The organism is Pseudomonas sp. EA_65y_Pfl2_P74 (genome assembly GCF_963970575.1).
Taxonomy (GTDB): domain Bacteria; phylum Pseudomonadota; class Gammaproteobacteria; order Pseudomonadales; family Pseudomonadaceae; genus Aquipseudomonas; species Aquipseudomonas baetica_A.
Genome location: NZ_CAXAOQ010000002.1, coordinates 253,155 through 267,018, shown reverse-complemented (window position 1 = coordinate 267,018; position 13,864 = coordinate 253,155). Strand labels below are relative to the sequence as shown.

Genomic DNA, 13,864 nt, shown 5'->3' with positions numbered 1-13,864 from the left:
GCGCCGGGAAACCTCGGCCATCGACAGGTTCAGCGGGGGAAGCAGCATCTTAAGTAATGCGGCTCTGCGTTCAGGTGAATAGTACGGCACGACCAGTCTCTTTCCGCCCCCGATATGCTTTTTTTGGAAAAACCGGAGAGGCGACAACTATCCTGACACCGGGGGGCGGGAGGGGGATAAGTGCATTTTCATGCTGTTTTTTTTTCATGACTGGATTTTTTACTGAAGGTTTGAGGTTGCTTCACCATCCGTTCGCACTTGACCCGATCCGCAATTTGCATTGGATTTGACAAGCACGTTTCGAGGTTATGACCGGCAGAAACCGGCCAGAAGCAGACCATGGACACGCAGCTAATACGTCAGTAACGTGCAAAATAATATGCCGCTTCCCCCCTTCTCAATGTCGCGGTCACAGACTCGATTTTTTGATTGCTCAAAGGATTACGTATGAGCATGGAATGTTATGCCAAAAGTCGTACGATATTTCAAAGTTTAACTATAGGAGTAATAAGGTGGAAATCAGGATTGATATATTGGATTGTCCAACTGACAAGGATAGAGGAGTTCTGAATAATAGGTTTTCAGAACATCTTCGAATTCAATATCCAAATTTACCGCCAGAATCGGAAGATAAAATATTTATGGTCGTTGCACACGATAAAACAGGCGATTACATTGGTGCAATAAGCTGTAATTGTTACTGGGATGGCTTAGAGATTGACACCTTTTGGGTCAAGGAATCTCATCGTGGTAAAAAAGTAGGATCTATGCTTTTGGAAAAAGCAGAAACGATTGGTGCCAACAATGGGGCAGTTGTTGCATTCTTAAAAACCTTTGATGCTAAACAGTTCTATGAACGGCATGGGTATGAGGTTTACGGTGTTCTTGAGGATCGCCCTATCGGGACTAGCCTGTATCATTTAAAGAAGCGGCTAGTAAAACATGCATGACAGTTGGCTAAAACCGTTCGCTTCGCTGAATGGGACGGGCTAAAGCCCGCCCCTTCCAAATGCTGGTCGAAGTCCGATTTGGGTCGAATAGCGACCACCACTCATTGTGACTGATCCACCCTTGTCCTCCCTGAACGTGGAGGACAAGCCATGAACACTATTGCTACATACAGCCATCAGCCTTGGAACAAGGGAAAGATTGTCGGGCAGAAAGCCCCGCTCCGAGTCAGAGATATCTGGGCAATCCGAGTAAGACTCCAGCTTGCTGAGAAGACACGAGATTTGGCGCTTTTCAACTTGGCCATCGACAGCAAGCTACGTGCTTGTGACTTAACCAAGCTGCGAGTACGAGACATCGCTCATGGGGAGCGCGTGTCGTCACGGGCCATCGTGATGCAGCAGAAAACTCAACACACAGTGCAATTTGAAATTACTGAGCAAACCCGAACTGTTGTGGAGGCTTGGATGCATCAGGCCCACCTCCGCAGTGAGGACTTCTTGTTTCCTACCCGGTTGCACGACTCAGAACATCTCTCCACCAGACAGTACGCTCGGATAGTCAACGCGTGGGTAACAGCCATTGGCCTTGACGCAACGATGTACGGTACTCATACGCTACGGAGAACCAAAGCATCGCTGATTTATCGGAGGACGAAGAACCTGAGAGCTGTTCAACTCCTGCTTGGTCATACGAAGCTTGAAAGCACCGTCAGATACCTGGGAATCGAGGTCGATGATGCCTTGGAAATGGCGGAACAGACGGAAGTTTAACCACCCGTTGCGACGGTCGATGCTAGACCGTCGCGATCCGACCCATTGCAGACGTTCCAGACAGGCTGCTGTTGGCCGATAGACTGAATCAGGTGTCGCCTAGCAGCATGATATGAGTAGCATGGACATCCTCTGTTCGCATGAAACCGCAGTGCAAGTAAAACGCGTCTCCTTCGGACGTATCGGTGGAAAGTCGCACGTTCTGAAAGCGAAGAGTGGCATGTGCAACCAGCGCTTTGACTAGCGTTTGACCCACGTGTTGCCCCCTTGAAGAAGCTGCGACGTAAACCCGTCGCAACCTTGCCGTATTAGTCTCGCCATATGGATCAACTGAAAGGCCTCCGATGCCTAACAGTTGCTGGTTGAAATACGCCGCCATAAGGCATTCTCCGGGTGCATCGAAGCGATTCGCTCCGGAGTGCCAGTCGGCAATCAGCCGAGTGAGAAACCTGAAACCCTCTCCAACTGCCTCTTTTTCCAAGACTAGAATCTGTGGCGGCAGGTGCGTGATCTGATAAATCTCGACTTGTTTCATGCATCCTCCTTGATTCGGTGTGAAACCGTTTTGGCTGGTCTAGGATCTTCGTGTGCGCTCTATGAGGGATGCAAGTGGCAGTTATCGACCCGTAATGGACATCCGGGTAAATAGAAAACTCGTGAATCAGCTTCTGATCCAGAGCATCGTCTGCACCGTAATATGCGGATGACTTTCTAGCGGCTCCCATTCATCCATGAAAGCAAAACCCTGCCTGAGATAGAAGTTCGAGGCTCTGGCATTGTCGGGTGATACATCGAGAAAAACGCGATCAAATCCTTCCGCGGTAGCGCGAGCTTTCACGACTTCTACCAGCTGAGTTGCCACGCCAGAGCCCCGTGCAGCAGGTTCAACCCACATCCCGATCAAGTTAAAGCGATGCGTGCTACTGACTGCGGCACCAATCATTCCGACAGGCCTGTCTTTCTCGAATGCCAGCCAAAATGCTGTTCCGGTTGATGAGGCTCTTACTTTCCACTGCTCGTCAGTGTAAGCGGCGGCAGTTTGATAACTGACACCAAATGCCGTTGGCGTGTCCAAAAGCGCGGCGAGTCGTACTTTCCTCAATAGCATCCAGTCTTCTGTTCCCGTCGATCGAATGTCCATGATCTTCCTTGATGGATTAGCTTCACCTCAACTTCTCACAAGGAAGTGTAGGAGCAACCAGGCTCGCGTCGCGTACGTCCGCTTCTGGCCGATTTCTGCCTGTCGCCACCGTCAGTTTTGGGTTTTGGGCTTTGGGTCCAGACTGTGTGAAAACCTCCAGCACCTATTGAAACCTCGAAAACGGGTCAAGAAATCGCGCGCCTACATGAAATCCCGGCCTATGAGACTGTCGATAGATTTCAGATTTTGCGTAGAAGCGCAAACGTCAGTTTTGTCTTGAAGGGTTCACACAGCCTAGGGCGTTCTCTGCCCGTCGCCACCGTTTATTGTGCGGCCTGTGAACAGGGGGAACAGAACAGATACGGGATAGAAACGGGAAAAAACAACCTCAACCCTGGAGGCTCGAACATCAAGTAATGCCTACACCCCTCAATTTAAAAGGGCTTAACCGTCACTCCACAAAACCAGAATAAGTGATTGGAAATCACCAGCATGGAAAAGCGTCCGTATTCAGAGTGCGCAGGATACCGCGAAACAGATGCCGGGCCTGAGCGAGATACATGGACGAAGGCCTGCGCACAGGAGATAGCGCCAGCCAGCTGACACCAACATGCTTTTCAGAAACGCCCTACAGAACACCTCAAGTCCTTGTAATACAATTTCAGGTCGACTAAAGGAGTGTCAAAAAATGGCCAACCACGGATATATGTCCATCACCGGTAAAACTCAAGGTTTGCTTTCAGCGGGCTGCTCAAGTCCAGACTCTATTGGCAATAAATATCAGGCAGGACATACAGACGAAGTTATGGTGTTGTCTTATAGCCACAACATGGCCAATATCGGAAACATTAATAAGCCGACACACAGCCCTCTCATCATAACTAAAAACGTCGACAAATCCTCACCACTTCTCGCTCAAGCACTATCAACCAGAGAAAAAATAGACTGCACGATCAACTTTTATCGCGTGTCCTCCTTTGGCATACAGGAAAAGTTTTATTCCATCTCGATTACTGGCGGTGTTATTGCCGATCTGACGCTTGAGATGCCTCACTCTATTTTGCAAAACGATGCAGAGCCGCAGGAACACCTGGCTATTCGCTATAGGGAGATCACCTGGGTACACCACTCAGCTGGAACCAGCGGCCACAGCACCTGGGGAAACGAGGCGTGAAACCAATAAGTGAATGCAAACCCGGTAGTTGCGATTATTGGCTTGTCAGTGAAGCCGCAAGAAGACTTGGAAGCCAAGCCTGCACATTAGGTGCCAGGCACATTAAGGACGGCACGCTACGCTTGCAATTTGGTCGAGAGGTTTCTTACTACGCCAAAAGCATTGTTGATGCAGTTGCGCAGGGTGAAAAAAGTCCCGAGCAGGCTCTAAAGGATCTCAGGAATGAACAGAGCAGCCTTCTAAGCCAGTCATTGGAGGTTGCTCAAAAAGGCGTGGGAGCAATTGCTGGAGCGCTCCAATTTGCAGCAGGCGCGGGGATCTGTTACGGCTCCGCGGGCACACTTTGTCTACTCGCAGGTACCCCTTTGATGCTTCATGGGGCGAATAACGTATATGAGAATGGGCGAAATTTGTGGGAAGATCGCTCAGATACGCAGGGGCCAGTCAGAAAAGGTTACCAAGAGGCTGCAAAACTGGTAGGCACCGGAGAGCCTGAAGGAAATATGGCATATGGAGTCGTTGATTTAGGGCTTTCCGTATATGGAGTTGCCGGTCAAGTGTTAAAGCCTGATGCATGGCGATTGTTTGGATATGTACGAGCTGATTACGTACGCGGGTATGAAAAAGCAAGTAAATCAGCACTGTCTTTTGAGGCCATCTCAAACTCAATAACAATAAACTCAATATACAAGGAGAAAAAAAATAGTGATGAGTAGCCAACCACTTACAACAACACTATACTCACTTGTTTCTTTAGTAGCATTTTGGATTTTTTACTTAACAGCAAAAAAAATTTCAGGACCCAATCTTAAACCCGGAATGTTTTGGTTCTTTTTTGCATTACTCATGCTTTGGGGGGCAATACAACTTAACGTTGCTCGCTATGGCTACATCTTATTCATCCCTTCATCCAAAGACACTATTGAAAACAACTACATGATTCGATGGATTGCCTTTGCAAGCGCCATACTTCAAACGCTTTGCACGCCAAGCAAAGAAAATAAAAAACACTGATTCTCAAGTAGTTACATTAGAGACTAATCAATCTCGTCGATCATAATTCGACAACGCTCAGGCACCACCAGTGACAATCCATACCAAGAGACCAAGACCTGCCAGAAACACAGCCCCCCTCATTGGACCAGCCGCAGCGCTCCCACAGGATCTGGTTTCACTTCAGAGCCACACTTCCAAACGACAAACCCGGCACTTGGCCGGGTTTGTCGCCTCTGCGTCTTGCTTACTTTGCGACAGAACCCGCCGCGTGCAGCGCCTGCTGCGCACCGCGTTTGTTCTTGATCACATAGCAGACCCACATGAACACGACCCACACCGGAATCGCGTACACCGAGATCTGGATACCCGGGATCAGCAGCATCACGCCGAGGATGAACGCGACGAACGCCAGGCAGATGTAGTTGCCGTACGGATACCACAGTGCCTTGAACAGCGGCGTTTGCTTCGTCTTGTTCATGTGCTGACGGAACTTGAAGTGCGAGAAGCTGATCATTGCCCAGTTGATCACCAGCGTTGCCACAACGAGCGACATCAGCAGTTCCAGCGCATGCTGCGGGATCAGGTAGTTGAGCAACACCGCCACCAGCGTCACCGCCGCCGAGGCCAGGATCGAACGCACTGGCACGCCGCGCTTGTCGATCTTCGCCAGGGCTTTGGGCGCATCACCCTGCTCGGCCATGCCCAGGAGCATGCGGCTGTTGCAGTAGGTACCACTGTTGTAAACCGACAGCGCAGCGGTCAGCACGACAAAATTGAGGATGTGGGCGGCGGTGTTGCTGCCGAGCATCGAGAACACTTGTACGAACGGGCTTCCACTGTAGGAATCGCCGTTTGCGTTGAGGGTTTCCAGCAGGCTGTCCCACGGGGTCAGCGACAGCAGGATCACCAGAGCGCCGATGTAGAAAATCAGGATCCGGTAGATCACTTGGTTGATTGCTTTCGGGATCACGGTTTTCGGTTTATCGGCCTCGGCTGCGGTGAAACCGAGCATTTCCAGGCCGCCAAACGAGAACATGATGATCGCCATGGCCATCACCAGACCACTGACACCGTTGGCAAAGAAACCACCGTGGGACCACAGGTTGCTGACCGAGGCTTGCGGGCCGCCATTACCGCTGACCAGCAGGTAGCTGCCCAACGCAATCATGCCGACGATCGCCACGACCTTGATGATCGCGAACCAGAATTCGGCCTCCCCGAATACTTTGACGTTGGCCAGGTTGATGGCGTTGATCAGCACAAAGAATGCAGCAGCAGAAACCCACGTCGGGATGTCGGGCGCCCAGTAGTGGATGTACTTGCCGACCGCCGTCAGCTCCGACATGCCCACCAGAATGTACAGAATCCAGCAGTTCCAGCCCGACAGGAAACCGGCGAAACCGCCCCAGTATTTATGCGCGAAATGGCTGAAGGAACCGGCCACCGGCTCTTCGACAATCATCTCGCCAAGCTGGCGCATGATCATGAAGGCGATGAAGCCGCAGATGGCGTAGCCGAGGATCATCGACGGCCCGGCGGATTTCAGCACCCCGGCCGAGCCGAGGAACAATCCGGTACCGATCGCGCCACCGAGGGCGATCAGTTGAATGTGGCGATTTTTCAGGCCGCGTTTCAGCTCGCCTGATTGTGAGGGTTGTCCACTCATGAAAAAGGTCTCACGCAAGGTTTGATGATGTTCAGTAGACGTTGCTGCAAGGTTGCGATTTCAAGCAGCCCCGATCAAACCCCAGCGCAGGCACCAGGAGTTCAGCTTTTTTACAACGGTCATGCGTCACCTGTTTGTTTTTATCTGTGACGAAATCGAACCCGACACGCTTGTGACGCGGCGGAGTGAACAAGGCAGATAGCCTTGAGATTTGCGCGATTACGCAGAGGGTCACAGTTAAAACGCGGCGCATTGTACACCGCTAACCCCCTGCTGCCAGACTCCGCTGGATCAGCGTGTCGGTTGCCGGGATTGCACGTGTCCGCCTCGAGTCGCAAGGGCGGCTGCAAAAAATGAGTCAGGCCGTTGCAGGCCATCGACGGGGACGAGTGGAAAACCGTCCCACGGTGAGAGGTGGAAATCAGTCACGGCGTTCATTGCGCCTCCTTGTTGTTATGCGCCTGCACGACAGGCATGGAGCGCATCTCACCCTTCAAACGCCGCTGAAACAAGCGGGCCAGAGCCTTGTGCAACACCTGACCGGGCAACGTCCGGCAGCTTTTCCTTACACGAGCGACGTGGGGGGACTTTCACTGGGTTTGGGCGCCCTTTTCGTAAATATTTCCTTACAGGGCGTAACGTAAAATTTCCAATTCAGACAATTCCGTAGGTCGCCTGCAAATTGACGGTGGCTCGCTCACTCTTGAAAAAAGCCATCTAGTTTTTTGTTTTGAAATAAGAAAAACCTCATTCAAAAACAGAATAAAAAGTTTATTTAAAAATTAAATAGATGATTTTTTGCATTACAAAAAACCCTGAACTAGGTTCTTCACGTCTTGTCGGCCAACTTGACCGGCCAGTCACAACCATGAAAGTCATCTAGGAGATCGACCATGCAAGCACTGGAAAAAGACTTGGATACCGAACTGCAACTGGACGAATGGTTTGAAGCCCCCACTCACGAAGCGGCCGTGGAAATGATGCAAGCCGACGCGGTCGTGCCGTTCGGCACGGCGATGTGGCCTCTGTAACACATCATTGGGCAGACACGATCCGGCCGATCGTGCCTGCCGCTTTTTTCACGGTCAGTCAGGGAGGACTCATGGATAAGCCACGCGCGATCTCGCATTTCCTTTACTACCTCGAACATCACCCGGCCCTCGCCGACCTCGACTCGGCGCAGATTCTGCTCGGGCACACTGCCGATTACCAAGCCCTCACCGGCGCCATCGCCGAACAGGCCGGCGAACATTCACGCTTCAGGTTCAGCGCCCGACGTCTGGACCTGGAAAGTAGCGCAGCGCTGAGTTCGGCGATTGCCGACAGCGATCTGTACATTTTCTTCTACGACTCTTCCACCCTGCCCAACCCGCGCCCCGACGGTCCGGAGTTTGTTCGCGCCCTGCAAGCGGTGATGGCGCAGAACTGGAAGAAGTCGCTGCTGTTCAAGGATTACGGCGATTATTTCTACGACACATTCAGTGTCACGCCACGGCGCATTGCCGGGCTCAATAGCCACTTGATCCAACGCATGTCCCAAGCGACGACGCTGAGTTTCAAAGACGATGAAGGCTCATGGTTCGAAGCGCCCATGAGCAGTATCAAGAAGTGGACCGACATCAACGGCGTCGGCAACTTCGATCTGGCGCCTGGCGAGATCGCCACCCACAGCGAAGCCATTAACGGTCATGTGAAGTTCAAGGGCACCTTCCTCAGCACCATTCCGTTTGCGCGCAAGTACGGGGTACTGGAATCACCGCTGGAACTGTGGATCGAGAATTCGACCATCAGCCGCATCGCCACCGATGTGCCGGGGCTGGAGCATGATTTCAACAAGTACCTGGACGCGAACCCGTCGAACCGGCGCATCGAGGAGCTGGGGATTGGCACCAACGAAGGCGTGAAAACACTGTATGCGCGCAATGCCGGGTTTGAAGAACGGCATTGTGGATTGCACCTTGGGCTTGGGGGTGGAGCCAAGGGCAGTCATCACCTGGACCTGATCTTCTCCGGTGGCGTGTTGGCGCTGGATGACAAGCCAGTGTTTGATGGACGGTTTGTGTTTTAGCCTGAAATTGATGGCACTGCTAGCGGTCTCTTCGCGGGGCAGGCACCACAACACTTTCGCCAGACAAAAAAAAACGCCAACCCTGCGGTTGGCGTTTTTCATTCAGGCGCTAAACCCGGTCACTCAGGCTTCTTGCGCCCGAAACCCGGACGCTGGCCAGAGCCGGCCGGTGCGCCGCGACGCTTGCCCGACGGCTTGTCACCGTCGACCAGTTTGATCCCTGGGCGCTTCGGCGCAGGCTTGGCCGGACGCTTGTTGGTGGTGTCCGCCGGACGATCCGCTACCGGTGTACCGCGACCGGCCGGTGCGCCACGCTCACCACGCTCGGTGCGACCGTTGGCCGGACGCGGAGCGCGCTCGCCGTCACGGGCGACTGGCTTGCGCCCCGGACGCTCGCCTTCGATCTGCGGCTCGCGGCCTGGACGCGGGCCGGTCGGCGCGCCAGCGGCTGGACGCAGGGTACGCACGCGCTCGGTCTTGGCCATCGGCCGCGACGATTTGCGCTGCATGCGTTCCAGCTTGTCTTTGCTCTTGGCATTGAGCTGCGGCATCGCTACCGGCGTCAGACCCACTTCAGCACTCAGAATGTCGACTTCGTACTGGCTCATTTCGCGCCAGCGGCCCATCGGCAGGTCGGAGTTGAGGAACACCGGGCCGAAACGCACGCGCTTCAGACGGCTGACCACCAGACCTTGCGATTCCCACAGACGACGAACCTCACGGTTACGACCTTCCATCACCACGCAGTGATACCAGTGGTTGAAGCCTTCGCCGCCCGGTGCCTGCTTGATGTCGGTGAACTTGGCAGGACCGTCTTCCAGCACCACGCCGGCCTTCAGGCGCTCGATCATTTCGTCATCGACTTCACCGCGTACACGCACGGCGTACTCACGGTCCATCTCATAGGATGGGTGCATCAGGCGGTTGGCCAGCTCACCGTCGGTGGTGAACATCAGCAGCCCGGTGGTGTTGATGTCGAGACGACCGATGTTGATCCAGCGACCTTCTTTCGGACGCGGCAGCTTGTCGAACACGGTCGGACGGCCTTCCGGGTCGTCACGAGTGCAGATCTCGCCATCGGGTTTGTTGTACATGATCACGCGGCGTACCGATTCGGCAGCCTCTTCACGCTTGATCACCTTGCCATCAATGGTGATGGCGTCGTGCATGTCGACGCGCAGGCCGAGGGTGGCGTCTTTACCATTGACCTTGATCCGGCCCTGGCTGATCCAGGCTTCCACGTCACGGCGCGAGCCGACGCCGATACGGGCGAGGACTTTCTGCAGCTTTTCGCCTGCTGGGCCGATTTCCTGGTCGTCTTTCTGATTGATGTCACTCATCTGGGCACCTCCCGGTGTGGTCTGTTCAGGCGGCGCCTGAAGCATTGAAATCTGGGTACTTGGCCGAAGGGATCGGCGAAGGGTCGCGAATCATACGCGGATGTGGGCCATCGCGCATCAGAGACTAGCTGATCAATGCACAGTTATTTCTTTTTCCGCCGACCGGCTCCGCCAAGCTTGATCAGCCGCAGCGCGGCTTCGGCCAGGACAGCGCGTTTGTCGTCCTTGTCGAGTTTCTTCCAGGCTTTGATTTCGCGCTTGCTGCGACCGCACCCCTGACAAACATCATCGGTGAACTTGCAGAGGCTGATGCACGGGTCTTTGGTTGAGCTCATCAATCTCTCCTGGCTGAACATAGAGCCAATGGGGGAGCGGCCGTGTTCAATCCTCAAATTCGCGGCGTTCGGCTTCGATGGCTTCAGCCAGGGCTCGGGCTTCGGCTTCCTCTTCGCTCAACTCGGGTGGCGGTGCGCACTGCTCAAGGGCTGCAACGGCAGCGAGAAGTTTTTCCCGTGCTTGCGCAACACCCAGCACGTCCTCTTCAGGTACGGCTTCAGGCTCGGCTTCAAGTTCAACCTCGATAACCGGCTCGGTGATTTGCGTCTCAGGCTCAACCGGCGGCGCTTCGAAATCGGCGCCATCACGCAACAAATCATCGAAATCGGTCTTGATCCCCTCCTCCATACCGTCCAGCTCCAGCAGCAAGGTGTGGAAACTGGTTTCCTCCTTCTCCTCTTCGGGCTCGGCACTGGCGTCGGCCAGCTCCTGCAAACCCTGAGGCACTGGCGCGTCGTCAAAATCGAGTACCGGGTCGGCCTCCATCTCGCGCAGTTCGGCCAGCGGCGGCAAGTCTTCGAGGTTTTTCAGATTGAAGTGATCGAGAAACGCCTTGGTAGTGGCGAACATCGCCGGTTTGCCCGGCACGTCGCGGTAACCGACGATGCGGATCCACTCGCGTTCGATCAGGGTTTTGACGATGTTGCTGTTGACCGCCACACCGCGCACATCCTCGATCTCGCCCCGGGTGATCGGCTGGCGATAGGCAATCAGCGCGATGGTTTCCAGCAAGGCACGGGAATAACGCTGCGGGCGCTCCTCCCACAGACGGCCAACCCATGGCGAAAACTTCTCGCGGATCTGCAAGCGATAGCCCGAGGAGACTTCTTTGAGTTCGAAGGCTCGGCCATCGCAGGACTTGGCGAGCAACGCCAGGGCTTTCTTGAAGACCGGCGGCTCGGGCCGTTCGCCGTCTTCGAACAGTTCGTAGAGACGTTCAAGCGATTGCGGCTTTCCCGAGGCCAGCAGAAAGGCTTCAAGCAGGGGGGCCAGCTCGCGGGGTTCAGTCAGGTTCATGTTTGGACTCGTTATTCGGCTCGGGCTCGCACGTGGATCGCGGCGAACGGCTCATTCTGCACCAGCTCGACCAAGGATTCCTTGACCAGTTCAAGGATCGCCATAAAGGTCACCACCACACCGAGGCGACCCTCTTCGGCGGTGAACAGCTCGACAAACGGCACAAAACCGCCGCCCTTGAGCCGCTCAAGCACATCACTCATGCGTTCGCGGGTCGACAGGGCCTCGCGGCTGACCTGATGGCTTTCAAACATGTCGCCACGGCGCAAGACTTCGGCCATGCACATGAGAATTTCTTCCAGCGCCACATCAGGCAACAGCTTGCGCGCCCGAGCCTGCGGGGCGTCGAGCTTGGGCACCACAACATCACGGCCAACCCGGCTCAAGCCGTCGATGCCTTCGGCGGCAGCCTTGAAGCGCTCGTACTCCTGCAAGCGGCGGATCAGTTCGGCACGCGGATCGTCTTCTTCGTCTTCGACGGTCTCGGCCCGCGGCAGGAGCATGCGCGACTTGATCTCGGCGAGCATCGCGGCCATCACCAGATACTCGGCGGCCAGTTCCAGGCGCACCGACTGCATCAGCTCGACATAGCCCATGTACTGCCGGGTGATTTCCGCCACCGGGATGTCGAGGATGTTGATGTTCTGTTTGCGGATCAGGTACAGCAGCAGGTCGAGTGGGCCTTCAAAGGCTTCAAGGAACACTTCCAGCGCATCTGGCGGGATGTAAAGGTCCAGCGGCATTTCCATGACCGCCTGGCCATAGACCATCGCAAACGGCAGTTCCTGCTGGGCGCCGGCCTGGGGATCGACAACGGTTTGCACTGCGGACATTCAGGCCTCGACCATGAACGGCGCGGGATCGCCGCAACCGACGCGGATCACTTCCGGATCGTCGCCGGTCAGGTCGATCACGGTGGAGGCCTTGATGCCGCCGAAACCACCGTCGATGATCAGGTCCACTTGATGTTCGAGTAACTGGCGCATTTCGTAAGGATCGCTGAGCGGATCTTCATCGCCCGGCATGATCAGGGTCACGCTCATCAACGGCTCGCCCAGTTCGGCCAGCAGTGCCAACGCAATCGGTTGGCTCGGTACGCGCAGGCCGATGGTGCGTTTCTTCGGATGCAGCAGCAGCCGGGGCACTTCCCGGGTGGCGTTGAGAATAAAGGTGTAGGGGCCCGGCAGGTGCGCCTTGAGAATACGGAAAATGCCAGTGTCGATCTTGGCATAGTTGCCCAATTGCGACAGATCGCTGCAGATCAGTGCGAAGTTGTGCTTTTCGTCAAGCTGGCGCAGGCGTCGAACGCGCTCAATGGCGGTTTTGTCGCCAATTCGGCAACCGATCGCGTAGGAAGAATCCGTGGGATAAATCACCACCCCGCCTTTGCGGATGATCTCGACCGCCTGTTTGATCAGGCGCGCTTGCGGGTTTTCCGGATGTATCTGGAAAAATTGACTCACATTCTCTACCTGTTCAGACGGCGGCAATAGCTGTGTCATGTTTGAACCGACACCACAGGGGTGGAAGGTCCTCGGGAACCGGCCGGTACTGGCCGATCTCGGACCAGCCACCAGGGCCATGGAAGTCACTGCCAGCGCTGACCAGCAGACCGAACTCACGGGCAAGGATTGCCAGGCTGCCCACCTGTTCTGCAGGCTGATGGCCATTGACCACCTCGATCGCATGCCCGCCTGCTTGAATATAGTCGGCAATCAGCTTTCGGCGCTTGCTGCGGGTGAAATCGTAGTGCCACGGATGCGCCAGGCTGACCCAGGCATTGGCGGCGCGCAACGTGTCGACAGTGTCTTCCAGCGTCGGCCAGTGCAACTTGACGTCACCCAACTTGCCAGCGCCGAGCCACTTGCGAAATGCTTCGGCGCGATCCTTTACAAACCCTTCACGCACCATCCAGTCAGCAAAATGCGGACGAGCCGGCGCGTTACCGCTATCGCCCAGCTCCTGCTGGATCTGTCGGGCGCCATCGAGGGCGCCAGGCATCCCCTTGAGCGCGAGCTTGCGGCTTATTTCTTCCGACCGCAGCCAGCGGCCATCGTGCAATTTGGCGATGGCCTCGACCAGTGGAGCGGCGTTGACGTCGAAACCGTAGCCCAACACATGGATGGTCGCGCCGCCCCAGGTGCAGGAGAGTTCGACGCCGTTGACCAGTTGCATGCCCAATTCATTGGCGGCCGCGCGCGCTTCGGCGAGGCCTTCAAGGGTGTCGTGGTCGGTCAACGCCAGGACTCGCACGCCGTTTTCGAACGCACGTGCAACCAGAACCGCTGGCGCCAATGCGCCATCGGAGGCCGTGCTATGGCAGTGCAAATCAACATTCACGGGGAGTTGTAACCTCAAATCAGCTGGCGCTATCGCGCGCCCATATGTTTGTTATTATGCCGCCA

The 13,864-nt window shown here is 55.2% G+C and carries 16 protein-coding genes; 7 read left to right on the top strand and 9 right to left on the bottom strand.

Features of this window, described 5'->3' with window-relative positions:
• Window positions 1-512: 512 nt before the first annotated feature.
• Complete coding sequence (locus AACY18_RS02715) at window positions 513-950, top strand: GNAT family N-acetyltransferase (RefSeq protein WP_339464125.1); 438 nt, start codon at window positions 513-515, stop codon at window positions 948-950.
• 150 nt (window positions 951-1,100) lie between these two features.
• Window positions 1,101-1,721, top strand: a complete 621-nt coding sequence (locus AACY18_RS02710) for a tyrosine-type recombinase/integrase (protein WP_339464124.1) — start codon at window positions 1,101-1,103, stop codon at window positions 1,719-1,721.
• 88 nt (window positions 1,722-1,809) lie between these two features.
• Here the strand turns inward: AACY18_RS02710 and AACY18_RS02705 are convergent, their stop codons facing one another.
• A complete protein-coding gene (locus tag AACY18_RS02705) occupies window positions 1,810-2,256 on the bottom strand; it encodes a GNAT family N-acetyltransferase (protein WP_339464123.1) in 447 nt (148 codons plus the stop codon).
• A 126-nt stretch (window positions 2,257-2,382) separates the two neighbouring features.
• Window positions 2,383-2,862 (bottom strand): GNAT family N-acetyltransferase, encoded by a 480-nt coding sequence (locus AACY18_RS02700; protein ID WP_339464122.1) that lies wholly within the window; start codon window positions 2,860-2,862, stop codon window positions 2,383-2,385.
• A gap of 688 nt (window positions 2,863-3,550) precedes the next feature.
• Between AACY18_RS02700 and AACY18_RS02695 the strand changes: the two genes are divergently transcribed.
• From AACY18_RS02695 to AACY18_RS02685, 3 genes are read left to right on the top strand one after another with little or no spacing between them, the layout of a single operon-like run.
• Window positions 3,551-4,036 (top strand): Hcp family type VI secretion system effector, encoded by a 486-nt coding sequence (locus AACY18_RS02695; RefSeq protein ID WP_339464121.1) that lies wholly within the window; start codon window positions 3,551-3,553, stop codon window positions 4,034-4,036.
• Window positions 4,033-4,752, top strand: a complete 720-nt coding sequence (locus tag AACY18_RS02690; RefSeq protein ID WP_339464120.1) for a DUF4225 domain-containing protein — start codon at window positions 4,033-4,035, stop codon at window positions 4,750-4,752. The genes AACY18_RS02695 and AACY18_RS02690 overlap by 4 nt, the downstream gene beginning before the upstream one ends.
• On the top strand, window positions 4,745-5,050 hold the full coding sequence (locus AACY18_RS02685; protein WP_339464119.1) for a hypothetical protein: 306 nt from the start codon (window positions 4,745-4,747) through the stop codon (window positions 5,048-5,050). Before AACY18_RS02690 ends, AACY18_RS02685 begins: the two co-directional genes overlap by 8 nt.
• Window positions 5,051-5,276: 226 nt before the next feature.
• Here AACY18_RS02685 and AACY18_RS02680 read toward each other — a convergent pair whose 3' ends face one another.
• Window positions 5,277-6,698 (bottom strand): amino acid permease, encoded by a 1,422-nt coding sequence (locus AACY18_RS02680; RefSeq protein ID WP_339464118.1) that lies wholly within the window; start codon window positions 6,696-6,698, stop codon window positions 5,277-5,279.
• A gap of 893 nt (window positions 6,699-7,591) precedes the next feature.
• On the opposite strand from AACY18_RS02680, the gene AACY18_RS02675 reads away from it, so the two are divergent.
• A complete protein-coding gene (locus tag AACY18_RS02675; protein WP_003222780.1) occupies window positions 7,592-7,729 on the top strand; it encodes a hypothetical protein in 138 nt (45 codons plus the stop codon).
• A gap of 71 nt (window positions 7,730-7,800) precedes the next feature.
• Window positions 7,801-8,766: a leucyl aminopeptidase gene (locus tag AACY18_RS02670; RefSeq protein WP_339432645.1), complete on the top strand. Its 966-nt coding sequence runs from the start codon at window positions 7,801-7,803 to the stop codon at window positions 8,764-8,766.
• Between the two features lie 119 nt (window positions 8,767-8,885).
• Here AACY18_RS02670 and rluB read toward each other — a convergent pair whose 3' ends face one another.
• The 6 genes from rluB to AACY18_RS02640 all read right to left on the bottom strand — a co-directional run bounded on the left by rluB (window position 8,886) and on the right by AACY18_RS02640 (window position 13,799).
• Window positions 8,886-10,106, bottom strand: a complete 1,221-nt coding sequence (rluB, locus tag AACY18_RS02665) for a 23S rRNA pseudouridine(2605) synthase RluB (protein ID WP_186550794.1) — start codon at window positions 10,104-10,106, stop codon at window positions 8,886-8,888.
• Between the two features lie 143 nt (window positions 10,107-10,249).
• Window positions 10,250-10,441: a DUF1289 domain-containing protein gene (locus AACY18_RS02660; protein ID WP_339432646.1), complete on the bottom strand. Its 192-nt coding sequence runs from the start codon at window positions 10,439-10,441 to the stop codon at window positions 10,250-10,252.
• Window positions 10,442-10,487: 46 nt separating this feature from the next.
• Window positions 10,488-11,459 carry an SMC-Scp complex subunit ScpB gene (gene scpB / locus AACY18_RS02655; protein WP_339432647.1) on the bottom strand — a complete coding sequence of 324 codons (972 nt, stop codon included), beginning with the start codon at window positions 11,457-11,459 and terminating at the stop codon, window positions 10,488-10,490.
• An 11-nt stretch (window positions 11,460-11,470) separates the two neighbouring features.
• Window positions 11,471-12,169, bottom strand: a complete 699-nt coding sequence (locus AACY18_RS02650; RefSeq protein WP_221732046.1) for a segregation and condensation protein A — start codon at window positions 12,167-12,169, stop codon at window positions 11,471-11,473.
• Between the two features lie 123 nt (window positions 12,170-12,292).
• A complete protein-coding gene (locus AACY18_RS02645) occupies window positions 12,293-12,922 on the bottom strand; it encodes an L-threonylcarbamoyladenylate synthase (RefSeq protein WP_221732024.1) in 630 nt (209 codons plus the stop codon).
• Window positions 12,923-12,935: 13 nt separating this feature from the next.
• Complete coding sequence (locus AACY18_RS02640) at window positions 12,936-13,799, bottom strand: PHP domain-containing protein (protein WP_339432648.1); 864 nt, start codon at window positions 13,797-13,799, stop codon at window positions 12,936-12,938.
• Window positions 13,800-13,864 lie beyond the last annotated feature (65 nt).